This is a genomic window from Acinetobacter sp. HY1485, assembly GCF_027568475.1.
Lineage (GTDB): Bacteria > Pseudomonadota > Gammaproteobacteria > Pseudomonadales > Moraxellaceae > Acinetobacter.
Window position 1 is genome coordinate 350714 of record NZ_JANKZG010000001.1, and the last position, 26275, is coordinate 376988.

General features: G+C 35.8%; 21 protein-coding genes and 1 pseudogene. 11 read left to right on the forward strand and 11 right to left on the reverse strand.

Annotation, left to right across the window (positions count from 1 at the left end; translation table 11 throughout):
* The first annotated feature begins 134 nt into the window (after positions 1-134).
* A complete protein-coding gene (locus tag PCI70_RS01665) occupies positions 135-1298 on the forward strand; it encodes a lactonase family protein (protein WP_269913610.1) in 1164 nt (387 codons plus the stop codon).
* 31 nt (positions 1299-1329) lie between these two features.
* On the opposite strand, the gene PCI70_RS01670 is transcribed toward PCI70_RS01665, so the two are convergent.
* From PCI70_RS01670 to gcvA, 4 genes are all read right to left on the reverse strand, one after another.
* The gene (locus PCI70_RS01670; protein ID WP_269913611.1) at positions 1330-1863 is read right to left on the reverse strand and encodes a DUF2058 domain-containing protein; all 534 of its coding nucleotides are present in this window, start codon (positions 1861-1863) and stop codon (positions 1330-1332) included.
* 55 nt (positions 1864-1918) lie between these two features.
* On the reverse strand, positions 1919-3118 hold the full coding sequence (gene sstT / locus PCI70_RS01675; protein WP_269913612.1) for a serine/threonine transporter SstT: 1200 nt from the start codon (positions 3116-3118) through the stop codon (positions 1919-1921).
* 248 nt (positions 3119-3366) lie between these two features.
* Positions 3367-3666, reverse strand: a complete 300-nt coding sequence (locus tag PCI70_RS01680; protein ID WP_269913613.1) for an ArsR/SmtB family transcription factor — start codon at positions 3664-3666, stop codon at positions 3367-3369.
* A 175-nt stretch (positions 3667-3841) separates the two neighbouring features.
* Positions 3842-4750, reverse strand: a complete 909-nt coding sequence (gene gcvA / locus PCI70_RS01685; protein WP_269913614.1) for a transcriptional regulator GcvA — start codon at positions 4748-4750, stop codon at positions 3842-3844.
* Between the two features lie 141 nt (positions 4751-4891).
* Between gcvA and PCI70_RS01690 the strand changes: the two genes are divergently transcribed.
* The 9 genes from PCI70_RS01690 to PCI70_RS01730 all read left to right on the forward strand — a co-directional run bounded on the left by PCI70_RS01690 (position 4892) and on the right by PCI70_RS01730 (position 17183).
* Positions 4892-6295, forward strand: a complete 1404-nt coding sequence (locus PCI70_RS01690; RefSeq protein ID WP_269913615.1) for a cytochrome ubiquinol oxidase subunit I — start codon at positions 4892-4894, stop codon at positions 6293-6295.
* Positions 6292-7296 (forward strand): cytochrome d ubiquinol oxidase subunit II, encoded by a 1005-nt coding sequence (gene cydB / locus PCI70_RS01695; RefSeq protein ID WP_269913616.1) that lies wholly within the window; start codon positions 6292-6294, stop codon positions 7294-7296. The genes PCI70_RS01690 and cydB overlap by 4 nt, the downstream gene beginning before the upstream one ends.
* A 226-nt stretch (positions 7297-7522) precedes the next feature.
* Complete coding sequence (ilvD, locus tag PCI70_RS01700) at positions 7523-9352, forward strand: dihydroxy-acid dehydratase (protein WP_269913617.1); 1830 nt, start codon at positions 7523-7525, stop codon at positions 9350-9352.
* 825 nt (positions 9353-10177) lie between these two features.
* Complete coding sequence (locus PCI70_RS01705) at positions 10178-12247, forward strand: malate synthase G (RefSeq protein ID WP_269913618.1); 2070 nt, start codon at positions 10178-10180, stop codon at positions 12245-12247.
* A 123-nt stretch (positions 12248-12370) separates the two neighbouring features.
* Positions 12371-13144: a (S)-acetoin forming diacetyl reductase gene (locus PCI70_RS01710; protein ID WP_269913619.1), complete on the forward strand. Its 774-nt coding sequence runs from the start codon at positions 12371-12373 to the stop codon at positions 13142-13144.
* A 239-nt stretch (positions 13145-13383) separates the two neighbouring features.
* Positions 13384-13677, forward strand: coding sequence for a hypothetical protein (locus tag PCI70_RS01715; RefSeq protein ID WP_269913620.1), 294 nt, complete (start codon positions 13384-13386; stop codon positions 13675-13677).
* A gap of 61 nt (positions 13678-13738) precedes the next feature.
* Positions 13739-14737: a type I glyceraldehyde-3-phosphate dehydrogenase gene (gene gap, locus PCI70_RS01720; protein ID WP_269913621.1), complete on the forward strand. Its 999-nt coding sequence runs from the start codon at positions 13739-13741 to the stop codon at positions 14735-14737.
* 103 nt (positions 14738-14840) lie between these two features.
* Positions 14841-16310 carry an amino acid permease gene (locus PCI70_RS01725; protein WP_269913622.1) on the forward strand — a complete coding sequence of 490 codons (1470 nt, stop codon included), beginning with the start codon at positions 14841-14843 and terminating at the stop codon, positions 16308-16310.
* A 402-nt stretch (positions 16311-16712) separates the two neighbouring features.
* Complete coding sequence (locus tag PCI70_RS01730; protein WP_269913623.1) at positions 16713-17183, forward strand: Lrp/AsnC family transcriptional regulator; 471 nt, start codon at positions 16713-16715, stop codon at positions 17181-17183.
* A 24-nt stretch (positions 17184-17207) separates the two neighbouring features.
* Here PCI70_RS01730 and dapC read toward each other — a convergent pair.
* From dapC to purT, 3 genes and pseudogenes are all read right to left on the reverse strand, one after another.
* Positions 17208-18373: pseudogene (gene dapC, locus PCI70_RS01735) on the reverse strand (succinyldiaminopimelate transaminase).
* 5 nt (positions 18374-18378) lie between these two features.
* Complete coding sequence (gene glnD, locus PCI70_RS01740; RefSeq protein ID WP_269913624.1) at positions 18379-21015, reverse strand: [protein-PII] uridylyltransferase; 2637 nt, start codon at positions 21013-21015, stop codon at positions 18379-18381.
* A 2-nt stretch (positions 21016-21017) separates the two neighbouring features.
* Entirely contained in the window at positions 21018-22223 is a 1206-nt protein-coding gene (gene purT, locus PCI70_RS01745; RefSeq protein WP_442865134.1) for a formate-dependent phosphoribosylglycinamide formyltransferase, read from the reverse strand.
* Positions 22224-22330: 107 nt separating this feature from the next.
* Between purT and PCI70_RS01750 the strand changes: the two genes are divergently transcribed.
* Positions 22331-22741: a hypothetical protein gene (locus tag PCI70_RS01750; protein ID WP_269913625.1), complete on the forward strand. Its 411-nt coding sequence runs from the start codon at positions 22331-22333 to the stop codon at positions 22739-22741.
* Positions 22742-22755: 14 nt separating this feature from the next.
* On the opposite strand, the gene PCI70_RS01755 is transcribed toward PCI70_RS01750, so the two are convergent.
* The 4 genes from PCI70_RS01755 to brnQ (PCI70_RS01770) form a co-directional block, all read right to left on the reverse strand.
* Positions 22756-22956 carry a hypothetical protein gene (locus PCI70_RS01755; RefSeq protein ID WP_442865135.1) on the reverse strand — a complete coding sequence of 67 codons (201 nt, stop codon included), beginning with the start codon at positions 22954-22956 and terminating at the stop codon, positions 22756-22758.
* A 104-nt stretch (positions 22957-23060) separates the two neighbouring features.
* Positions 23061-23276 carry a hypothetical protein gene (locus PCI70_RS01760; RefSeq protein WP_269913626.1) on the reverse strand — a complete coding sequence of 72 codons (216 nt, stop codon included), beginning with the start codon at positions 23274-23276 and terminating at the stop codon, positions 23061-23063.
* 162 nt (positions 23277-23438) lie between these two features.
* Complete coding sequence (brnQ, locus tag PCI70_RS01765) at positions 23439-24734, reverse strand: branched-chain amino acid transport system II carrier protein (protein WP_269913627.1); 1296 nt, start codon at positions 24732-24734, stop codon at positions 23439-23441.
* Positions 24735-24922: 188 nt separating this feature from the next.
* A complete protein-coding gene (gene brnQ, locus PCI70_RS01770) occupies positions 24923-26218 on the reverse strand; it encodes a branched-chain amino acid transport system II carrier protein (RefSeq protein ID WP_269913628.1) in 1296 nt (431 codons plus the stop codon).
* Positions 26219-26275: the final 57 nt, after the last annotated feature.

Consider the following 26275-nt stretch of genomic DNA (forward strand, 5'->3'; position numbering starts at 1 on the left):
AAATTAGCTCAAATAAAAGTTACTGATTATCTTATACAAAAAACCTACGACTTGAAAATATTTTGCATAAAACATCTAACATAACGATAAAAACTATAATAGACTCAAAGTTTTAAACTGTCAGGAATACATAAATGAAACTATCGCAATTAACAAAAATAATGGGGCTTTGCTTACCACTTTGTCTAAGTACAGTGGGCTTTGCCAAGGAGAATAATGTGGTACCTGAACAAAAATTTTTAGTCGGTACTTGGACAAATACAGAAGGTGAAAACAACGTATTTCCAAGTGAAGGTGTTTATACAGTTAAATTAAATAGAGATGGTAGTTTGTTACCAATTAGCGAATTAAAAATTCCACATCCATCTTGGATTGTGCTTTCAAAAGACCGTAAATTTGCTTACGTTACCAATGAAACTGAAAAAGGAAATGTAACAGCACTTAAAGTGAATCAAGATGGAACTTTAACTACAATCAACAGTGTAAAAAGTTTAGGTGATCATCCAACACATGCCACTATTTCTAAAGATGGGCGTTACTTACTGGCAGCGAATTACTCAGTAGAACCTAATCATGCAGGTGTTGCTGTTTTTCCAATCTTAAAAGATGGTGCAATAGGCGAAGCTGTACAAAATATTCCATTTATTGAGGGCAGTGGTGGTGTTGCAGATCGTCAAAAATCTGGACATGCGCACTCAGCAACATTTACACCTGATGGAAAGGTGGCATACGTTGCTGACCTAGGGGCAGATGTGATCCGTGCCTATGACTATGTGCCTAACCAAAAAGCGCCGTTAAAAGCTAATCCTGCTTTAGATATGAAATTTGCTCAAGGTAGCGGCCCTCGTCATTTACTTTTTTCGCATGATGGGCAATTTGCCTATGTGACGACAGAAATGAATGCACAAGTGACGGTTCTGAAAAAAGAAGTAGGAAAATATAAAGTCATCCAGAGTGAAAACTTAGCAGCGCGTGATCATGAAGACCATAAAAGTGCAGCAGGTTTAGTTTTTTCACCTGACCAGAAGTTCCTTTACGTCGGTAATCGTAAGAAAGTGAATGAAATTGTTACTTACGCTGTGAATGATGGAAAATTAACATTAGTTGGGCGTTACTCAAGCGGTGGCGTAGAACCACGTGCTTTTGCAATTGATGCATCAGGTGAGTATTTAATTGTATCTAATGTATTTACTCATACAGTAAGCGAATTTAAGCGTAACAAAACCACAGGTGCACTTACACCAACACGGGTTGCGCTACAAATTGGGCAACCGACAGACATTAAATTTTTACCATAAACTAAAAAGCAAGACGAGAGTCTTGCTTTTTTTACCACATTAAATCATCAGGAATAACATAGGCTGCATATGGATCTTCTTCATCAGTAGCCTGATCATTTTCTTCTGATTTATTCCAAAGTAAAAAGCCTTCCATTTTTTGATCTATACGTTCAGCTAGTTCTTTTGGTAAAAATGCGTAAGATTCGTTTTCTTTTGCAATGACTAAACTACCTGAAACTAATGCATTATAAACTTGCTGATTCACATAAACTTTTTTGATTTTGCCATCAATAAATTGGTAACTAATATCGCCTTGTGAGTCTTTAATTTTGTGTTGACCAATCATTTGTTTGATATTGGCTTTTAGTGTTTTTTCTTCTAAAACACGCTGTTTTTCGGCATTTAAGCTTTGGTCTTTGGCTAGTTTTTGTTGTTGATCCTGAGCAATTTTATTTTTGAGCTCTGCTTCATCATTTTGTCCTAAACGTTGAGCATGTTGATTTTGCTTTGAGATTTTCTTTGCTTTTTTGTTATCAACAAGTCCTGCTTTAAGCAACTGGGCTTGGAGTGCATTTTTAACCATAATCGTATCCAAATATTTAACTTGGATACGATTATATAAGATACGTCGGCGGATGCTAGCGTTTAGAGCCCATATCCGCAGCAATCACAAATAAAACGTCGGTTGATGAGTTAAGTGCTGTTTCTGTTGAGTCTTGTAAAACACTAATCACCATGCCAATGGCAACCACTTGCATTGCAACTTCTGAAGGAATACCAAACAAACCACACGCAACAGGAACAAGTAGTAATGAACCACCTGCAATACCTGATGCACCACAAGCAGAAACACTTGCAACAACACATAAAATCAGCATTGTTGATAAATCAACATGCATACCAAGGGTATTTACTGTTGCAAGTGTAAGTGTCGTAATAGTCACGGCAGCACCGCACATATTGATGGTTGAACCTAGTGGCACCACAACATTAGTGGTTGATTCATCCACACCACATTTACGTGCCAGTTCTAAGTTAACAGGAATATTTGCAGCAGAACTACGCGTAAAGAATGCTGTAATTCCACTTTCTTTTAAACATTTAAAAATAAGTGGGTAAGGATTCCCTTTTAAAGCAATACCTACAATAACTGCATTCACAACTAAAGCAACAAAGACCATCGTACCAAGCAATAAGCCTAATAAATGAGTGTAACTTTTAAGAGTATCTACACCTGCTTCTGCAAAAGTAACAGTAACCAAACCAAAAATACCAATAGGCGCACACGCAATGACCATTTGAATAATACGGTTAATTGCTGCAGCTGTATCATTTAAAAAGGTTTTTGTGGTGTCTGAGCTATGGCGAAAAGCAACGCCTAATACAGCTGCCCATGCAAGTACGCCAATAAAGTTAGCTTCACCAAGTGCAACCACAGGGTTTGATACAAAGCTAAGTACTAAGTTTTTTAAAATGATACCAATACTTGCAGGCGCTTGAGCCGCGTGTTCTGGGGCAAGTTGTAAATGGAGTGTAGCAGGAAAAAATTTGTCGGCTATTACAGCACTAAACGCAGATAAAAGCATCCCTACGGTGTACATCACCATAATGGGTTTAAAGTTTTTAGCACTTTGGGATGTATGAAAGTTTGCAATGGAGGAAATTACAAGCGCAAACACTAAAATAGGGGCAACCGATTTTAATGCTTTAATAAAAACCTCACCTAATAAGCTAAAGTAAGGCGCGATATTAGGAAATAATAGGGCAACTAAGACACCCAAAATAATTGCAATGACAATTCGAGTCACCAAGCTTAAGCGTTTAAGAGCTGACAGCATAAAAGAGCCTTTTAAACCTTATGAGTAACTCACTGCTTAGGGGAAAGTGAGACCTGTCTCAAAAGGTTTTATCTGTGTAAATGAATGTTAAATTACAGGAGAGCTTCTTTTTACTTAGAAAAGCATAATATTTCAATGAAAAATCAATGTTTTTGTTTGTTTTTTATTCTTTTTGTCAAATAAAAGTAATAAAAGGTTTTATATTTTGCAATATAAAACCTTTTTGGGAGATTAGTTATCTTTAAAAATTAAAGAAACTGAGAAACATTATTTAAAATATTAACGAAACGTTGATCTTTGATTGAGTAAAAAATTTGTTTTCCAGCGCGACGTGTTGAAACAACACCATTCTTACGAAGGATCATCAGCTGTTGTGATAATGTCGGTTGTAAAATTTGTGTTTTTTTCTCAATTTCCGAGACGTTAAGCTCTTCAACAAGCAAGTGGCTCAGAATAATCAGACGATCTTTATTTGCTAATGATTTAAGAACCATCACAATTTCGTCTGATTGATCGCGAATCACGTTGAGATTGAGCGTTTCGTCCATCAATATATCCTTAATTAAAGTGGGTTAAATTTTGGTTTAAATAATATACAAAAAATATATGTATAAAAAATGGATTAAAATGATTCTTTTTTAGATCTTTATCATTATTAATAACTAAACATATATATGTTTATTGAGTTTATAATCGGATTAATTCAACAATATGTGATTTTTATCACATATTTGCCTCAAAAATAAGCCAATCTTTAAAAGCCAATTTTTGTGTTGAGTCCTTATTTTCTTCACGATATACAATATAATACGACATACTTGATTTAAAATGAATTTGTGGGAACAAGCGTACTAAACGCCCTGATTTTAAGTCATCATTGACCATCACACTACGTGCTAAAGCAATACCAAAGCCATCAATTGCTGCTTGTATGACAGTTGCTGAATTATTAATGCGCATACCGCGCATAATATTAATATTACTTACATCAACTTTGTTCAGCCATTTTTTCCAGTTAAGAAAATCTTCTTGATTACTGACGGATAGATCGTGAATTAGCGTTTTATCTAATAAATCTTGGGGTTCGTGTATTGAATTGTGTTCTAAGAATTTAGGTGAGCAAATAGGAAAAATTTCTTCATCTAAAAAGTGAATTGCAGTGAGTCCATCCCATACGCCATATCCATAACGGATACCAATATCAATTTTTTTACTTAAAAAGTCTGTTAATTCGCGATCTGTATCCAAATAGACATCAATATCGGGATACATTTGTTGAAAATGATCGAGTTTAGGCAATAGCCATTTCTCTGCAAAGGCAGGACTAACCGTAACCGTTAGCGTATGCCCTGTATCGGCTTGTTTTAGTTTTTCTAAGCCTAGATTAATTTGTTCAAACCCCGCTCGTATATCGGGCAAAACCATATCTGCCATTTTGGTGGTAATCAGACGTTGTTTTCCCGACTTTTCGCGTATAAACAAAGGAATATCCAAAACTTGTTCTAAGTGACGAACCAACTGTCCAACAGCAGCAGGAGTCACGTTCAGTTCTTTTGCTGCCTCAGAAAAACTTTGGTGGCGTGCACTTGCTTCAAAAGCACGTAATGCATTTAAGTATGCAGGAGAGGTCATAGCGATAAAGATTTTCTTTTAATAGGAGATATTTAATGTCGTTTGTTATATCACCTATTTGCGCGCAGAATGAATATATTCTCTAAATTTTAAGCGTTTATCGTTTAATTTTTGTTATCTTTTTAGATTCTGGAGTTAAATATGGATTTAGGTTTAACTGCTTTAGAACTTGCACGAATCCAGTTTGCTTTCACAGTTTCATTTCACATTATCTTCCCTGCAACCTCCATCGGACTTGCGTGTTTTCTTGCAGTATTAGAATGGCGTTGGCTACGCACACGTAACGCTGTGTATAAAGACTTATTTAAATATTGGGTCAAAATTTTTGCTGTTGCATTTGGAATGGGTGTCGTTTCTGGCATTGTAATGAGTTATGAATTTGGGACAAACTGGAGTGAGTTTTCTCGGATTGCAGGTGGTGTTACAGGTCCTTTACTTGCTTATGAGGTGCTATCTGCTTTTTTCTTAGAAGCAGGTTTTTTAGGCATTATGTTGTTTGGGTGGGGACGTGTAGGTGAGCGAGCTCACTTTTTTGCCACTTTTATGGTTGCAGTAGGGACGTGTATTTCCATGTTTTGGATTTTGTCATCCAATAGCTGGATGCAAACCCCACAAGGCTATGGTATAGAAAATGGCGTAATTGTGCCTAAAGATTGGCTTGCAATTGTATTTAATCCATCATTTCCTTACCGATTTGCACATATGGCAATTGCAGCACTCCTTGTTTCAAGCTTAGTGATTGCGGGCAGTTCTGCATGGCAATTATTGCGCGGACGCCGTGATGCGATGGTTAAAACCTCATTTTCAATGGCAATGTGGATGTTGCTATTTGCAGCGCCTGCACAAGTTTTAGTAGGCGATCAACACGGCATTAATACGCTTCATCATCAACCTGCCAAACTTGCTGCGATTGAAGGGCATTGGGAAACCAATCATAACGAAGCGATGCCGTTGTATTTATTTGGTATTCCAAATATGGAACAAGAAAAAACCAATTATGCAGTGGGCGTGCCGTATTTAGGGAGTTTAATTTTAACGCATGAACTCAACGGTGTCGTGCCTGGTTTAAAAGAATATAAACCAGAAGATCGTCCTAATTCGCTTGTTTTATTTTGGAGCTTCCGAATTATGGTGGGGTTGGGCATGTTAATGCTACTACTTGCTGTATTAGGTGTCTTCTTACGAAAAAATAAAGCCATTTTTGAAAAAACTTGGTTTCATAAATTTGCTTTAGTGATGGGTCCAATGGGCTATGTTGCACTTTTAGCAGGTTGGTTTACCACAGAAGTTGGGCGTCAACCTTGGGTGGTGTACGGTGTAGTAAGAACAAAAGATGCTTTATCCCCTGTGTCTGCAGACCAAGTGGGTTTAACGCTTATATTGTTTGTCTTAGTTTACGCCGTGGTATTTGGTACAGGTGTTTACTATATTTTAAAGCTTATTCATAAAGGTCCTGAAGCGCTTAGCCAACAACCTGAACATGGTACACCAATGCGACCGCTTAGTGCCGTTGAAGAAGACATAGATGAAGGAGGTAAACCATGATTGATTTATCTTTAATTTGGGCAGGTATTATCGCCCTTGGTGTTTTGATCTATGTGATATTAGATGGCTTTGATTTAGGAATAGGTATTTTATTTCCATTCATCCCGCATCAAGATGAACGCGATGTCATGATGAACACGGTTGCACCTATTTGGGATGGTAACGAAACATGGATGGTATTAGGTGGTGCAGGGTTACTTGCGGCTTTTCCTGTTGCATATGGTACGGTACTCGCCGCGTTTTATATGCCAATTATGATTATGTTGTTAGCGCTTATCTTTAGAGGTGTTGCTTTTGAGTTTCGCTTTAAAGCAAATCGGACTAAGAAATTGTGGGATTTAGCTTTTATTGGTGGCTCTACTTTAGCAAGTTTCTGTCAAGGGATTATTTTAGGCGCTTATATTCAAGGCATTAAAACACAAAATGGCTTATATGTAGGTGGTGGATTAGATTGGTTAACACCATTTTCTGTTTTTACCGGCTTTGGTGTGGTGGTGATGTATGCAGCACTTGGCTGTGGTTGGTTGATTATTAAAACTGACCATGAGTTACAAGAAAAAATGTATTGTATTATGCCAAAACTTATTATTACCTTATTAGTCATGTTCTTGGCAGTAAGTATTTACACGCCACTACAACACGCAGATATTGCAACAAAATGGTTTACCACGCCACAGCTTTATTATTTTAGCCCTGTACCTATTTTGGTAGCAGTATTTGGATTATTGGCATGGCGCTCTTGTTCTTCTAAAGACGAATACAAACCGTTTGCCTATACCTTATGTCTCATGTTCTTGGCTTATACAGGTTTTATTATTTCGCTTTGGCCAAATATTATTCCGCCATCTGTGAGCATTTGGCAAGCTGCGGCACCTAAAGATAGTCAGCTTTTTGCTTTAATTGGTGCGCTGATTTTAATCCCTATTATTTTAATGTACACCATTTTAAGTTATTGGGTATTTCGTCACAAAGTGCGTATTGGAGATGAAGGTTATCACTAATGAACAAGTCACAAATGAAATGGTTTATTTTACTTTGGCTCGGTGGTTTCTTCGCACTTGCAATCATTGCAGGGATTTTTAGAGGCTTACTGATGTTGGCTTACTAAACTGAAACCCGACCCTGTGTCGGGTTTTTCGTTTAAAAAGAGTAGTCATAATTAAAATTATCACTTAGAGTATAAGAGCCCAAACTCCCATCAAACAAATTGATTTATTGGAAATAAAAATGCCTGACTATCGTTCGAAAACATCAACACACGGAAGAAATATGGCTGGGGCACGTGGCTTATGGCGTGCAACAGGAATGAAAGATGATGACTTTGGGAAGCCGATTATTGCGGTGGTTAACTCTTTCACACAGTTTGTACCGGGTCATGTGCATTTAAAAGATTTAGGGCAATTGGTTGCACGTGAAATTGAAGCATCAGGCGGTGTTGCTAAAGAATTCAATACCATTGCCGTAGATGATGGTATTGCAATGGGACATGATGGCATGCTGTATTCATTACCTTCACGTGATTTAATTGCCGATTCTGTTGAATATATGGTCAATGCTCACTGTGCAGATGCAATGGTGTGTATCTCTAACTGCGACAAAATTACGCCGGGAATGTTAATGGCAGCAATGCGTTTAAATATTCCTGTTGTATTTGTATCGGGTGGGCCAATGGAAGCGGGTAAAGTTAAATTCCGCGGAAATGAAAAAGCGATTGATCTTGTAGATGCAATGGTGGTTGCAGCAGACGAAAGTTATACAGATGAAGAAGTACAAGCGTTTGAGCGTTCTGCATGTCCAACTTGTGGCTCGTGTTCGGGTATGTTTACCGCAAACTCAATGAATTGCTTAACAGAGGCACTTGGCTTGTCTTTACCAGGCAATGGTTCTTTAGTTGCAACGCATGCAAACCGTGAAAAACTATTTTTACGTGCAGGACAATTAATTGTTGAACTTGCAAAACGTTATTATGAGCAAAATGACGAAAGCATTTTACCACGTTCAATTGCAACTAAAGATGCGTTTAAAAACGCAATGACGCTTGATGTAGCAATGGGTGGCTCTACTAATACTGTATTGCACTTATTAGCAGCTGCACATGAAGCAGAAGTCGATTTTACCATGGCAGATATTGATCAATTATCACGTCATGTGCCTGTACTTTCTAAAGTTGCCCCTGCAAAACAAGATGTGCATATGGAAGATGTACACCGTGCAGGTGGTATTATGGCCATTTTAGGTGAGCTTGAGCGTGCAGGTTTGTTACAAACATCAGTAAATACAGTTCATGAAAAAACGTTGTTAGATGCCATTAATAAATGGGATATCATCCGTACAGAAGATCAAATGGTTTATGATTTTTATAAATCTTCACCGGGTGGTATTCCAACACAAGTAGCATTTTCACAAAGCCGTCAGTATGCAACCTTAGATGGTGACCGTAAAGCAGGCGTTATTCGTAGTGCAGAACATGCCTTTTCACAAGATGGTGGCTTAGCTGTGTTGTACGGTAACATTGCATTAGATGGTTGTATTGTAAAAACCGCAGGTGTGGATGATTCAATCCTAAAATTTACAGGGCAAGCACGCGTATTTGAAAGCCAAGATGCGGCTGTTGATGCAATTTTAGGACACGACATTAAAGCAGGCGATGTGGTTGTAATCCGTTACGAAGGACCGCGTGGTGGTCCGGGTATGCAAGAAATGCTTTATCCAACAAGCTATTTAAAATCTAAAGGTTTGGGCAAAGATTGTGCACTTATTACAGATGGACGCTTCTCAGGTGGGTCATCTGGCTTATCTATTGGGCATATTTCACCTGAAGCTGCCGAAGGTGGTGCAGTAGGTTTGGTCGAAGATGGCGATATTATTGAAATTGATATTCCAAACCGTACTATTCATTTAAAAGTAACAGATGCAGTATTGGCAGAACGCCGTGAAGCACAAGATGCTAAAGGTTGGCATCCTAAAGAAGTGCGTAAACGTAAAGTATCTAAGGCATTACGTGCGTATGCAAAACACGCAACAAGTGCTGCTAAAGGTGCTGTACGCGAGCTGTAATAGGAGTTTGTTTTGAACGAGAGCTTAGGCTCTCGTTTTTTTTGGCATGCTATTTGCTAAATATTTATTATTAAAAGAGAGTAACTGTATAGGTTTATCGGAGAAATTAAAAAATCTTAGTTACATAGAAAAATGGGGTATTCGTTAAAGAAAAAACGATGCCACATATTATTGTTATTAGTTTAAGGGTTACTAGAGTCTAAAAACTTACATTACTCGGTTATCACGTAATATTAGACAACTAATATGGAAATGTTGAACTAACGTATCACAGTATTTAAAGGTATTAAGTAGATATCCAATTTCTGACTTATGGTTTGACTAGAATAAATAGGAAGGTTGAACTTAGGTTACACAACCTGTGAAAACGTAGCTTTTGAGCAAGCCTTAGCGAGCTACTGTGTGGTAAATGACTTATCGGAGCATGAATATTAGTTTGGGGTGGCGGTAGTTGGGATAAAGAGAAGGATTTTGATGAGTTTAGTTTTTGACTAGAACATTTACAGAACCTTGAGTTGTGGCTCAAAGTGGATGGTCAGATATATCAGTTTGGGTCAAATCAAAATATGGTTATTAGTCGTTCATTGATAAATAGACGATTGCTAAAGGCACACCAAAAGTGTGGGAATAGGGCAAAAACCACTTAGTGGTTTTGTAAATGATGCTAGATATTAGGACAATAAAAACAATGCGTTAAGTAAGGGGAAATTAAATGCACCTCGGTTCTCATAAAACGCTGGTACGACAGCAAGATTGGTGCGATTGATGATGATTTTGTTTTTATTTAGCGTAACGTTGCAATGTATTTTTAGTTAAGGAAATAGTATGTCGTATATTCAACAAGGACGCCTACACATAGATCAGGTTTTATATGATTTTTTACAACAGGATGTGTTTCCCATCACAGATATAAACCCTGCACAATATTGGAAAAATTTTGCCAAGATTGTGGCTGAACTTACCCCAATGAATGATGCCTTGCTACAAAAACGCGAAGAGCTACAACAAAAAATTGACGATTGGCATCAACACAATCATTTTGAATTACAGCCCTATATGGCATTTTTAAAAGAAATTGGCTATGTGGTGAATGAGCCTGAAGATTTTAGTATTACTACAACCAATGTAGATGATGAAATTGCTAAAATAGCAGGCGCACAGTTGGTTGTGCCTGTATTAAATGCCCGTTATAGCCTTAATGCTGCCAATGCACGTTGGGGCTCTTTGTACGATGCGTTATATGGCTTTGATGTAATTTCTGATGCAGATGGTGCAGAAAAAACCGCAACGTATAACCCAGTACGTGGACAAAAAGTCATTGCTTTTGCGGTCAATTTTTTAGATAAATATTTTACCCTTGAAAATGCAAGCTATGCAGATATTGCAACTTACAGTACACACCAACCGATTGTACGTTTAAAAGATCAAACAGAACGCCGTATTCCAAAATGCATTGGTTATACAAATGATGGGCTTATTCTCAAAAATAATGATTTACACATTATTTTACAGCTTGAACAAGGGCAAATCAAAGACGTTTTAATTGAAGCTGCCATTACTGCAATTCAAGACTTAGAAGACTCTGTTGCAGCAGTAGACGGCGAAGATAAAGTTATAGGTTATCAAAATTGGTTAGGGCTAATGACAGGGAAGTTATCTGTTGAATTTAATAAAGCTAAAACCAAAATTGAGCGTACATTGAACGATGATATTGTGTATCAAACATTTGATGGGAAACAAAAACAATTACATGGGCGTTCTTTAATGCTTTTGCGTAATGTTGGGCATTTAATGACAAACCCTGCCATTTTAATAGATGGCAAAGAAATTTACGAAGGAATCATGGATGGTTTAATTACACCTTTATTATCTAAAGTGGATATTTTAGGGCAAAACCCAAAACCAAACTCACGTACAGGCTCAATGTATATTGTTAAGCCTAAAATGCATGGACCCGAAGAAGTTGCCTTTACTGTTCAATTATTTAAAGCATCTGAACAGCTGAATGGTCTACCGTCTAAAAGTATTAAATTGGGCATTATGGATGAAGAACGACGTACTTCTGTCAATCTAAAGGCCTGTATTGCTCAAGCCAAAGACCGTACTATTTTTATTAATACAGGGTTTATGGATCGTACAGGGGATGAAATTCACACATCTATGCAGGCAGGTTGTGTCGTACGTAAAAATGAAATTAAGCAACAAGTTTGGTTTGATGCTTACGAAAAACGTAATGTGGCGATTGGTTTACAATGTGGATTAGGGGGTAAAGCCCAAATTGGCAAAGGTATGTGGGCAAAACCTGATTTATTACTTGAGATGTATCAAACTAAAATGGAGCATCCGCAAGCAGGTGCATCATGTGCATGGGTACCATCTCCATCGGGAGCAGTCATTCATGCATTACATTATCACCAAACTTATGTGGGTGATGTGCAAAAAACAATAAAGGCAGTGCCTGCACTCTCTGAACTTTTAACACCACCGTTGGCAAGCCATACAGATTGGACATCTGAAGAAATTCAACAAGAACTAGACAATAATTGCCAAGGTGTTTTGGGCTATGTGGTGCGTTGGGTAGATTTGGGTATAGGTTGTTCTAAAGTGCCCGATATTCATGGTGTTGGTTTGATGGAAGATCGTGCAACTTTGCGTATCTCATCACAGCATATTGCAAATTGGCTTAAATATGGTGTGATTTCTGTTGAGCAATTAGATGAAACTCTCAAACGTATGCAAGGTATTGTAGAACAGCAAAACCAACTTAAAATGAGCGATATTGCATTTAATGCGGCAAAAGCCTTGATCATTGATGGGGATAAACAACCTTCTGGCTATACAGAGCCTGTATTGCATGCCGCACGCCGTACAATTAAAGAGTGTATAACGTCTTAAGTATAGTCTGTCGTCATTGAGGGTGCATCTTATTTTACTTTTTTTTACTGCTCCTCAATGCTTTTTTACATCGTTAAAAAATTACCTGCGTTATTCTAAAAATAACAATTGAAGCAGGAAAATATGATGAAAAAAGTTGCTTTTGTTACAGGTGGTGCGCAAGGAATCGGCGAAGCGATTTGTCAGCGCTTGGTTAAAGATGGATTTGATGTTGCCGTTGCAGATTTTAATATTGAAAAAGCTGAACAAGTTGCACAAGAATTAAAACAAAAAGGTGCAAACGCAATTGCAATAAAAGTTGATGTTTCAGATCGGGAGAGTGTATTTGAGGCTATCCAACATACCGTTGAACATTTTAAAGATCTCCATGTTGTGATTAACAATGCAGGTATTGCACCTGCAACACCAATTGAAAAAATTACCTATGAAACCTATCGCCGTGTATTCGATATTAATGTCGGTGGTGTACTTTGGGGTATTCAAGCAGCAACACAAGCATTTAAACAGCTTGGACATGGTGGAAAAATCATTAATGCATGTTCTCAAGCAGGTCAAGTGGGTAATCCAGGAATTGCAGTATATGGTGGTAGTAAATTTGCAGTAAGAGGGATTACACAAACTGCTGCAAAAGACTTGGCACATCTAGATATTACTGTAAACGCTTACTGCCCTGGCATTGTACTTACTCCGATGATGAAAGATTTAGCACAACAAACAGCAGATGAAGCTAACCAAACTCTTGAGTGGGGATATGAGCAATTTGCTAAAAATATTACACTTAAACGGTTATCTAAACCTGAAGATGTCTCTGCCTGTGTGGCATATCTAGCAAGTTCAGATTCTGACTATATGACAGGGCAAGCCCTTATTATTGATGGGGGAATGGCATTTAATTAGTCTGTTTGGTTAAAAAACAACTCATGTTTAAATAAAATACTTGAATCTTATTTTTATTTAGATTAATGATAGTGTCAAAGATAAATAAGTACCTGAAACTTTTATAAGCTAGCCGACTAAAGTAGAATTTTTAAATAAAAAACTACTTGTTATAAAGAAAGCTGAAAAATTCAGGGTAGAAGTAAATCTGAACCGCACTATCATTAACCGTTTTGATTGATAGTCAGATGGAGTTGAATATGTCATATTTTGCTATAATCTTCGATACACAACAAAATAATTATGGAAGAATTGATACAGCAATTCAAACCGTAGCAAAAGGTGATTGTCAGAAATTTTTTGAAGGTTTTTGGATTGTAAATACGATCCATAAAGATGCAAAACAAGTTCGAGATTATATTAAACATTACTTGAAGCTTGATTTTGACGATAAAGTATTTGTGATTTCAATTAAGGACAACGAGTCACCATGGGCATCATGGGGCTTAGATAAAGATTCTGTTGAATGGTTAAAAGCCAAAGCAGGTGTTTAATATAAAGGTAGTGGTTTTATTTTTATATAAGTAATAAATCTCATAGATTAGAGGTAAAAAAATGATTAATGTTGCTATCAATGGATTTGGACGTATCGGTCGTAGTTTTTTACGCGCGGTTCAAGAGCATCAAGACAAAATTAACGTTGTTGCAATCAACGATTTGGGGTCTGTAAAACAACTTGCTCACTTACTAAAATATGATACGACATACGGTCAATTCCCTGCTGAAATTTCAGTAGAAGAAGGTTTCTTTTTAGTTGGCGACAAAAAGATCGCAGTATATCAAGAACGTGATCCTGAAAATTTACCTTGGAAAGATCTAAATGTTGATGTTGTTTTAGAATCTACAGGTGTATTTGTTGATGGCGGTTCTGCATCTAAACATTTAAAAGCAGGTGCTAAAAAAGTTGTAATTTCTGCACCAGCAACTAATGTTGATTTGACAATTGTACAAGGTGTAAATAGCGATTTATACGACAAAGAAAAACATAACATCGTATCAAATGCATCATGTACAACAAATTGCTTAGCACCTGTTGCAAAAGTACTCAACGATGAGTTTGGTATTGAAAATGGTTTTATGACCACAATTCATGCTTACACGCAAGATCAGAACTTACAAGATGCACCGCACAAAGACTTACGTCGTGCGCGTTGTGCTGCACAAAACATCATTCCAACATCTACGGGTGCTGCTAAAGCAATTGGTATTGTTATTCCTGAATTAGATGGCAAGTTAGATGGCGGTGCGGTGCGTGTTCCTGTAATTACAGGTTCTATGGTTGATTTAACACTTAACCTAAGCAAAGAAGTAACAGCAGAGCAAGTAAATGCAGCAGTGAAAAAAGCAGCAGAAAACGAGCTTAAAGGTGTTCTTGCTTATACAGAAGATCCAATCGTATCTTCAGACATTATTCGTCATCCAGCATCTTCTATTTTTGATGCAGAACTTACACGTGTTATTGACGGCAAATTCTTAAAAGTAATTAGTTGGTATGATAACGAGTGGGGTTTCTCTAACCGCTTAGTCGATACAATTTATCAAGTTGGTCAATAAGTTTTAAAAATAAAAAAGCCTGCTAAAAGCAGGCTTTTTTTTGGCATACCTTTTGCTACTTTATGAATATAGATCACATTACATAAAGTAAGGAAGGTAATGTATGAGTCACAAATATGAAAAAAATCAACCGATCTCAGGCGACCTTTTGGGTGGACACTATGCCACAATGGCAGAAGAGGAAAAATTAGAACGATCATTAGGAAATCGTCATATTCAGCTCATTGCTATAGGGGGTGCAATAGGTACAGGGCTATTTATGGGCTCGGGTAAAACTTTGGCAGTGTCAGGTACGTCCATTTTACTGACTTATACCATTATTGGTTTTTTCTTCTTTTTTGTTATGCGAGCAATGGGGGAATTGCTTTTATCTAATACTCATTATAAATCATTTGCCGATTTTGCAACTGCGTATTTAGGACCATGGGCAGGCTTCTTTTTAGGATGGTCGTATTGGCTAAGTTGGATTGTAACAGCTATTGCAGATATTATTGTGATTGGGGGTTATGCACAATTTTGGTTCCCTGATATGCCCGCATGGATTCCAGCATTTTTTACGATTAGTTTACTGACAGTACTCAACCTGCTTACGGTAAAACTGTTTGGAGAAATGGAATTTTGGTTTGCACTCATTAAAATTATTGCGATTATTGTGTTTCTATGTATTGGTGTTTATTTAATTGCAATCGGTTTTACATCTCCCGATGGAGTTAAAGCTTCTTTGTCACATATTACAGAGTCTGGTTCAATTTTTCCTTATGGTGTAAGTGGTTTTTTATCAGGTTTTCAAATTGCTGTATTTGCTTTTATGGGAATTGAGCTTGTAGGTACAACTGCTGCCGAAACAAAAAATCCTGAAGAAGTACTACCTAAAGCAATTAATACAATTCCTGTAAGAATTTTATTATTTTATGTAGGTGCACTTGTTTGCATTATTGCAGTAACGTCTTGGGCAAAAATATCACCCAATCAAAGTCCATTTGTGCATATGTTTACTTTAATTGGATTACCTGCTGCTGCAAGCCTTGTTAACTTTGTTGTTGCAACTTCTGCCATGTCTTCTGCCAATAGTGGGATTTTTGCTACAAGCCGTATGTTATATGGTTTATCTGTCGAAAAAGATGCCCCAATTTGGTTCAAGAAATTATCAAGTCGTAAAGTTCCTGTTAATAGCTTGTTGTTTTCAATGTTGTGTGTGGTGATTGGCGCATCAATTTTATTTTTTGTTCCAAATGTGATGAAAGCATTTACTATTATTTCAACCCTTACATCTATTTTGATTATTTTTACATTTGCGATGATTTTAATTTCTTATTTGGCATATCGTAAAAAAGCACCGCATTTACATGAAAGCTCAGTTTATAAAATGCCTGGTGGTAATTTTATGGCATGGATGACACTTGTGTTTTTAGGTTTTGTGACTGTCATTTTGGCACTTGATCACGATACCATGATTGCTTTGGTTTGTTCACCAATTTGGTTTATTGGTTTATATATTGCTTATAAACGCCATAGTAAGCGCGATTTAGAGCGTGCATGGATTTTACAACATGGTAAAAGAATTGAAAAATAGATGTTAAAAAATTTCGTTAAATCGTGTATTTATGCCAAGTTTTAAGTACATAAAACACTATTTTGGAAAAAAATGTATAAAAATAAGAAAAAAATAGAAATTTTTCTAAAAATAAGAGAAAATTAATTAAATTACGGAAAATAATTCAACGTAGATATCGCTATATTATGAATCAGGGTGTGATGGGAATCGAGAACAACGGTTAGTCAAATTGGGAGATGGGCACTAACCTGACTTACAAGGTCTTAACTCGGCTTTTAACGCTTACATACCAAAAGTATGTTGTTTGTGTAAGTTGTTATCCATAACTTATATGTTAAAAGTAAACGTAAGTTTTTCCCTGACCCTTGAAGCCTACCTACACAGAGCTATTTTCCTTATCATTTCTTGAGTAGGAAAACCATGCAGCTAGATCGCTACGACAAACAAATTCTTGAAATTTTAACTCATGAAGACCTCAATTTAAATGAACTATCAGAACGTATTAATTTATCTGTAAGTTCAGTCCATCGCCGTATTAAAAATTTGATTGAATCAAAAATTATGACGGGGTTAAAGCGAGAAATTAATTACGAAAAATTAGGTTTTACACTTCATATTTTATTGCAAGTATCTTTAAATAAACATGATAGTGAAACTTTTGATAGTTTTCTTGCAGAAATTGAAGCAATTCCTGAGGTGATCAATGCTTATTTAGTGACAGGGCAGTCAGCCGATTTTATTGTTGAACTTGTTGCAAAGAATATGGAAAATTATAGTGAAATTCTTCTAAGAAAAATTGCTAAAATAGATAACGTTGTTGCATTACATTCAAGTTTTGTCATTAAAAAATATGATGTGCTAAATTGCTACAATATGTTGAGTCGTTTATAACAAAGGAGCATAAGCTCCTTTTCTTTATAGAATTTTCTTTAGTCGCTGAATAAATTCTTCGCACTGCTTTAAATCTGCCACAAGTGCTAAAAGTACATGATTTTCACCAGGATTAAGACCATGTGCTTCTCTAGATAAATAACGTCCGGGAAGGACTTTAATATTCGCTTCTTTTAGTGGTTTTTTGCGCAAATTCCTCGTCATTATTTACTTTAAGCCAATAATAAAAACCTGCCTCTGGCTTTTGTAATGCAACCTTATCGCCTAGCTGTGTTTGAAATAATTCAAACTTTGCACGATATTGTTGACGATTTTCTTCTACATGCGTTTCATCATTGCACGCTGCAATAGAGGCAAGTTGATGCTGAACAGGCATTGCTGCACCGTGATAGGTACGATATTGAAGATAACATTGAAGTAGTTTTGTATCACTTGCCACAAATCCAGAACGTAAACTCGGTAAGTGAGAACGCTTAGATAAAGAGTGAAAAACAACACAGTTTTATAATCATCACGTCCTAATTCTGCACAAACCTCTAATAAAACAATTGGAGCCTTATCACACCAAAGCTCTGGATAGCATTCATCTGAAACAATAATAAATCCATACTGATCTGAAAGTTCAATCAGACGTTTGATCTGTTCTTTACTAATTACAGCATCTGGTGGATTTCCTAGCGTACAGATAAATAAAATCGCAGTTTTTTCTAAACACTTTCCGATATCTGACCAAAATAGCCTAAGTGTTAGTTTTTTCATTAAAATTTATAAAATAGAGAATAACACTTAATAATAAAATCGCACCTTCATAAATTTGATAAAATGCTAGGCGTAACGACATACAAATTTTTCTCTCGATTTACCATTGCTTGTACAAAAAAAACACCTTCACACATACCTGAAATTGGAAGAATTTGATTTTCAGAACAAATCTTATTTAAATGAAAACGCTGCTCTAGCCAATTTGCAATACTTTGACGCAAAGCAGGTAAACCTTTACTACTTGGATAAGTAGAAAGAAGTTCTAAATTATCTATTAGCGCCTGTTTTACAAAAGTAGCTACTTAATGTTTTGGCTCACCAATAGACAAAGAAATACATGGTAAATCTTATGGTGGTTCAATATCTTTGAATAATTGATTTAGTTTTTCAAATGGATAAGGGTGTAATTGATCTAGATTAGTATTCATAAGCATTAATGTTGAATAGTGACTTGATTTGAGGCTTCATCTAAAGCAGATTTAAGCTGTCGAGTAAAAATATTCGCTTCATCTTCAGAAAGAGGCTGACGATCTTGTTTTGTTACAAAGAAAATATCCTCGGCACGTTCACCTAAAGTAGCAATTTTTGCCGAATGAATGTCCAATCCTTGCATCATAAATAACCCACCAATGCGTGCTAAGAGTCCAGGATAATCTAATGTTGAGATTTCAATAACAGTCTGCTGTAAAATATCATTTCTGAATATATTCACTTTATTTTCGATATCAAAATGACGTAATTGGCGTGGAATACGACGTTGAATAAGATTTGGGTATTGATCTAAATGGCTTAGAGCATCAATCAATGCTTTTTTAACGGTTTCTTGACGTTGTGGATCATTAAGCAATGTACCAAAACGATCGAGAACAATATAAGTATCTAAGCTGAAAGAGGTATTCGCTGTAATAATTTTGGCAGCTTGAACATCTAAATTCATACAATCTAAAATAGCAACCGTTGTTGCAAACAAATTAGGTTTATCATGCGTATAAATAAACAATTGCACTGCATCTTGAGCCGCTTGGCGTTGCGCCCTTAACATAACCAAAGGTTGATCGGGCATTGTGTGCTCTAAAATTGCTCGAGTATGCCATGCAATTTCATCTGCCGATTCTTTTAAGAAATAGTCATCTCCTAAGCTTTGCCATACTGCTTCAACTTGCGCCAAAGGAAAATCATGTACTAAATGCTCGCTTGCTAGAAATTTGGTGTCTTCTACTTTCATTTGATAATCAATCGGGCGTTCTAGACCTAAACGGAGCGCATCTCGTGTTTCAGTATATAGTTGACGCATCAAAGAAGCTCGCCATGTATTCCATAAATTTGGATTTGTTGCATTAATATCTGCTACGGTAAGCGTATATAAATAGTCTAAATGCGCTAAATCACCTACTTTTTTAGCAAAATCTTGTATCACATCGGGATCGGAAATATCTTTCTTCTGCGCTGTTAAAGACATTAATAGATGATTTTGAATTAGCCATGCAATCGTGTGTGTATCTACCTCGTTAAAACCATGATTTTTACAAAACTCAATTGCATCTGTTGCACCTAATTCACTATGGTCACCACCACGCCCTTTCGCAATATCATGAAAAAGAGCAGCAAGTAAGACAATATCGGGATTATTTAAACGTTGATAAACCGAGCTAACAATAGGGAAGTCTTTGGCAAATTGTGGATTTTTGAAACGTTCTAAATTACGTAATAAAAGTAAAGTATGCTGATCGACAGTGTAAATATGAAATAAATCGTACTGCATTAATCCTATAATTTGCCCAAATGCAGGGATATATTGCCCTAAGATACCGTATCGTTTCATCTCAGAAAGTGTTCGGTATAAATGAGTAGACTCACGTAAAATTTTCATAAAAATTTGCCGATGAGTTGCATCATCTCTAAATTTTTGATCAATTCCCTTTGCTGCCAGTACTAATAGCCTAAGCGTTTTAGCTTCAATTTGTTTTATATTTTGATCAATACTCAAATAATAAAAAATCTCCAAAATTGCAGATGGTTTTTCTGAAAAAACTTTATGATGAACAACAGAAATTTTATTATCTATAAGCTTAAAATTTTCATTAAATGGCTGTATATTGACCTGATGGTTTACAGAAATAATGACTTCATCAAAATAAGATAAAAGAATATCATTAAGTGTTGTTACTTGTTGTGCACAACGATAGTAACGATGCATAAATTGTTCTATTGGATAATTTGGGTGATGATTTTCTTGTTTTGTATAACCAAATTCAGTTGCAATTTCTCTTTGATAATCAAATAATAAGCGGTTTTCATCGCGTTTAGCTAAGCGATGTAAGTGATAACGGATTTTCCAATAAAAATCTTCAGCTTGTTCTAATAAATGTAACTCAAATTCAGACAAAAAACCGAGATGAACTAAATCATAAATTCGGTTTACTCTAAAATGACGTTTCGCAATCCAACCAATTTGATTGATATCACGTAAACCACCAGGTGCATTTTTAATATCAGGTTCTAGATTACTTTCAGTATTATTATGCTGTGCATAACGTTTTTTTTGCTCTTGCATTTTAGCATTATAAAAATCTTTATCATTCCATGCTTTTAATGCAATACGGCGAGGGTACTTGTCTAATGTTATATCACCTGTAATTAAACGAGCTTCAATTAAAGAGGTTGTTATTGTGATATCTTTTACAGCTTCATCAAAACACTCTTGGATTGTACGTACACTAAAACCTGGTTTAAGTTGTTTAATATCCCAAATATTTGAAACAAAACGAGAGACTTGTTCTTGTTGCTGATCGGTTAATTTTTCTTCTGATAAAATCATTAAGTCGATATCAGAAAAGGGAAGCATTTCTTGACGACCATATCCACCTACTGCAAATAATCCAAGTGAAGTTTGACTAAGTCCTGCTTGATCCCAAAGATGAATTAAAATTTGATCTAATGCAAGAGCACGATATTGAATAATATCTCGAATTGGATAATCTTTTTTTAATGCATCATCTAATTGTGATTCAAATTTTATACGCCAATCATTAATATTTGGTGAAGTATTAAGAGGAGATATTTCTAACATAGTTATAACTCCTGAGTACATATCAAAATTTTATTCACTGATTGAGTTGCTATTTGTCGTGCTTCTTGTATGTTTGCTCCTCGAGCAACAGCCACACCCATACGGCGTTTTTTAAAACCTTCAGGTTTTCCAAATAAACGTAATTCTGTATTTGGATGTGCTAGAACATGCTCTAAATGTTGAAAACTTAAATTTTGAGCATCATGTCCTGCATAGATAACAGCACTTGCTGCATCACTATAACGAGCTGTATTAACAGGTAATCCTAAAATTGCACGCGCATGTAACTCAAACTCATTCTGAAATTGAGATGCAAGAGTAACTAAGCCTGTATCATGAGGACGTGGAGAAACTTCACTAAACCAAACTTTATCACCTTGAATAAATAACTCTACACCAAATAACCCATAACCCCCCAAAGCTGTGGTCACTTTATCTGCAATTTCCTTAGCAAGTTTTAGTGCTTTATCAGACATAGGCTGAGGTTGCCAGCTTTCGACATAATCTCCATTTTCTTGCCGATGTCCAATTGCATCACAAAAATGGGTCTCGATATGTCCAGTTTTCGGATTTTTAGCACGTACTGTTAATAAAGTAACTTCAAAATCAAAGTCAATTTGGGATTCAATAATGACCTTACCTTGATTGACACGACCACCTTGCATAGCATGTTGCCAAGCCTGCTCAACTTCTGAAAAATTCTTAACTCTTGATTGACCCTTACCTGAAGAGGACATTACAGGCTTAACAAAATTAGGGTAGCCCACATCATCACAAGCTGATTTAAAACTTTCCAAAGAATCAGCAAAACGATAATGCGACGTTGGTAAACCTAACTTTTCAGCAGCTAAACGGCGAATACCTTCACGGTTCATTGTTAAGTTAACCGCTTTTGCAGAAGGTACAATGTTGTAATTTTTTTCAATTTTAACTAAAACTTCTGTCGCAATAGCTTCAATTTCAGGGACAACTAAATTTGGTTTAATTTGATCTATTAATTTTTCTAATTTTTTAGGATTTGCCATATCCAAAACATAACTAAAATGAGCAACTTGCATGGCAGGTGCATTTGCATAGCGATCTGCTGCGTGAACCTCTACACCTAAGCGTTGCAAAGCAATGACAACTTCTTTACCTAATTCACCACAACCAAGAAGTAATACTTTAAATGCCGATGATTGCAATGGTGTTCCAATCGTTACATTCATATTTGCTATCCATGCTTGTTTTAAATTCGTTTTAGCATATCAGAAAACAATTGAGAATTTCATCTGAATTGAATAGCATAAATAGAAGTATATGAGTGGAAAGAACCATGCAAAAAAGTATTGTGAGTCTAATTGTTGTTTTATCTTGTGCTTTAACAGCGTGTAACAAACAAGAAAAGGTAGAAATTAAACCTGCACCTAAACTGACAAATGATGCAACATTTTACGCAAAACATGCATGGGCATTAATGAATGAAGCAGAGCCAATGGTTAAAGATGGAAAATCAGAACAATTACGTAAATCTATAAGAGAGCTGACAACTGATTGGCGTATTAATGTGAAAATGACAGATTCTGTTACAGAAGGTAAATATGCAATGTGTCGTAAGGCACTAACCGACTTAGATACATGGGCAAGAACACAGCAAAAAAATGATTATGATGTTTATTTAATGAATAAAGACCAATGTAAAGATGCAATTGATCATCCTGAGCTTGGAAATACATCCCCTAATTAAATAGGGGACGATCATTAAAATTTATTATTTACAGTCTTTTGCTGTGATGATGTATCTTTTTTAGTGGTTTGTTGTTGTTTAACATTAGATTTAGCAACACATTTGCCGCCCTTATGATGCGGACCTGTACCACCTTGTAAAGTTGTTCCTTTAGGGCATGCCATTGCAGTTACACTTACAGCAGATATTACTAAAGCACAAAGAATTTTTTTCATGAGATTTTCCTATATAAAAACATATAGTAAATAAAAAATGAGAAGTAAAAAAGAAGATTTGTTGTTATTTTATTTATCAAAGCTGGAACGATGTCCAGCTTTGATTATGATTTGCGGAATTTACGGTCGATTACAGCCCAAAGTACAAAGAAAAATGACACAAGTAATGCATACATAAAGTGTTCAGGTTTTAAAGTACCACGAATGACTTCTTGAAAACCCAAAGTAGCAAGTAATGCAAATGTAGTAGATACATAAATTGCAAGATTAGAGTCGTTTTTCATTGCATGAATGAAGGCTTGTTTATTTATAGAAATCATCTTCACTCTCCAATTAAATTAAAAAACTGACTAATTTAGTCAGGAAAACCACAAATTAAATCTTACCGCTTCTGTATCAAATAGCAAGTGCTGTTAACATTTCTTTATGAAAGAATTATGACAATCAAAAAAAATCCCATCAAATTAATGGGATTTTTCTATCTATTTACGACTTTTATCTAAAATCAGAGTAATAATAAAGACAACAACAGAAGGGATTAGCCAATCTAAGTTTTGATCAGCAAGTGGTAAATGATTTAAAACATGAGGAACATAATCTTTTAAAGCAGATGCTTTCAAACCTTCTATAATACCAAATACAGTTGCAACTGCTGTTACAGGCATAAATACAACTTTTGGACGATTAAAGAAATTAACTAAAAAGCTCATAAAAATAATGACAATAGCAGGTGGGTAAATTGCAGTTAACATAGGAACAGAAACTTCAATAAGTTTTGTTAAACCTAAATTAGATACAATAAATGCAAAACCTACTAATAAAAAAACTAAAACTTTATAAGGAAGTTTTGTAATTTTATGGAAATATTCAGCACATGCACAGGTAAGTCCAATTGCTGTGACCATGCATGCAATAAAAATAAGTGCACCCAAAAATACAGAACCAATATTTCCAAATGCATGTTGTACATAAGCATGTAAAATTACGGCGCCATTGGCTGCATTTGGAATAAACTCGTGACTTTGTAAGCCAAGGCGGAATAAACAAAGATAAAGCGCTGTAAGTCCAATGCCCGCCATAATACTCGCAATAATAGCGTAACGTGTAATGAGTTTACGGTCCGTCACACCACGCGAGGTAATTGCTTGTACAATCACAATACCAAAAACTAATGCCCCTAAAGTATCCATGGTTAAATAACCATTGATTAGACCTTCAGATACAGGACTACTTACATAATTTTTAATTGCAGGTGAAGTACCCATCACAGGCAGTGCAATAGTGGTAATACATAAAATAGCCAATGCAACAATTTTAATCGGTGCTAGCACATGGCCAATGGTATCAAGTAATTTATTGGGATAAAGTGAAACAACACCAACAATGACAAAATAGATCAGACTATATAAAAATAAACTCTGTGCAGATTCACCTAAATAAGCAGAAAATCCGAGTTCATAAGAAACCGTGGCTGTTCTTGGCGTTGCAAAAAGTGGACCTACAGATAAATAACAAATTACAGTTAAAATGAGGCTTGCCATTTTACCAATAGGCGAGCTCAAATTTTCAATAGACCCTTCTTTAACTTTTGATAAGGCCATAATGGTAATAACAGGTAAACCAACACCCGTTAGCAAAAAGCCAAAGGCAGCATACCAAACATGATCGCCTGCTTGCTGAGCCACAATAGGAGGGAAGATAATATTACCTGCACCAATAAATAGTGCAAAGGTCATAAACCCTAAAGCAAATATATCTCGTACACTTAATTTTTTCATACGATAGGAAGATAAGAATAAATAATAGATTTTAAAAGATTGGCTTATTTTTTAAAAATATTCTTTAATTATTTACAAAAAACGGAAATTTTTTTCATATTATTATTTTTATTTCCATATTTTGGTAAAATTTTCCAAAATATAGGTCAAGTATGAAAATACCTATCACATTGATAGGCATTTAACTTTTATTTTTTCATTGTTTTATCTAAAATTGTACAAATAACAAGAACAATAAGGGCAGGAATTAACCAATCTAAATTTTGTTGAGCCAAAGGTAAGCTTTGAAAAAATTCAGGAAGCTGTGATTTCAAACTTGATTCACGTAAACCTTCAATAATACCAAATACTGTTGCAACTGCCGTAACAGGCATAAATACAACTTTTGGACGATTAAAAAACTTAATTAAAAAGCTTAATAAAATAATAACAATGGCAGGTGGGTAAGCCGCAGTTAATAAAGGAATTGAAAACTCAATGAGTTTGTTTAAACCCAAATTGGAAATTACAAATGAAAACCCAACTAAAATTAAAACCAATAGTTTATAGGGGATACGAGTAATTTTATTAAAATATTCTGCGCATGCACAAGTCAGTCCAATTGCAGTGACCATACATGCAATAAAAATAAGTGTTCCTAAAAATAAAGAACCTAAACCACCAAAAGCATGTTCGACATAAGCATGTAAAATTACGGCGCCATTGGCTGCATTTGGAATAAATGCATGACTTTGTAAGCCTAAACGGAATAAACATAAATATAAAATGGTTAAGCCAATACCTGCCATAAGACCTGCAATAATGGCATAGCGTGTAATGAGCTTACGGTCTGTAATACCGCGCGAAGTAATCGCTTGTACAATCACAATACCAAACACCAATGCTGCTAATGTATCCATGGTTAAATAACCATTAACTAGTCCTTCAGATACGGGGCTAGCGACATAGTTTTTAATGGCAGGTGCAGTACCAACAATAGGTAATGCAATGGTTGTAATACATAAAATGGCAAGAGCTACAATTTTAATTGGCGCAAGAATATGTCCAATGCTATCAAGAAGTTTATTTGGATAAAGTGAAATTACTGCAACTAATATGAAATAAATTACACTGTAAATAAATAAAGGTGCAGTGCCATTTCCTAAATATGCTGAAAATCCAATTTCGTAAGAAACTGTGGCTGTTCGTGGTATTGCAAACAAAGGCCCAACCGACAAGTAACAAATTACAGTCAAAATAAGACTCGCAATTTTACCAATAGGTGAGCTGAGCTGTTCAATGGATCCTTCAACACGAGATAAAGCAACAATTGCTAAAACAGGTAAACCAACAGCGGTGACCAAAAAACCTAAAGCGGCATACCAAACATGGTTACCTGCCTCTTGGGCTACAATGGGCGGAAAAATAATATTGCCTGCACCAATAAACAGTGCAAAGGTCATAAACCCCAAAGCAAATATGTCTCGGGTACTTAGCTTGGTCATAAAAATAAAAAAGTAACGTAAAACAAAAGAGTGTAAAGCAGAAATAAAAAAAAGGCT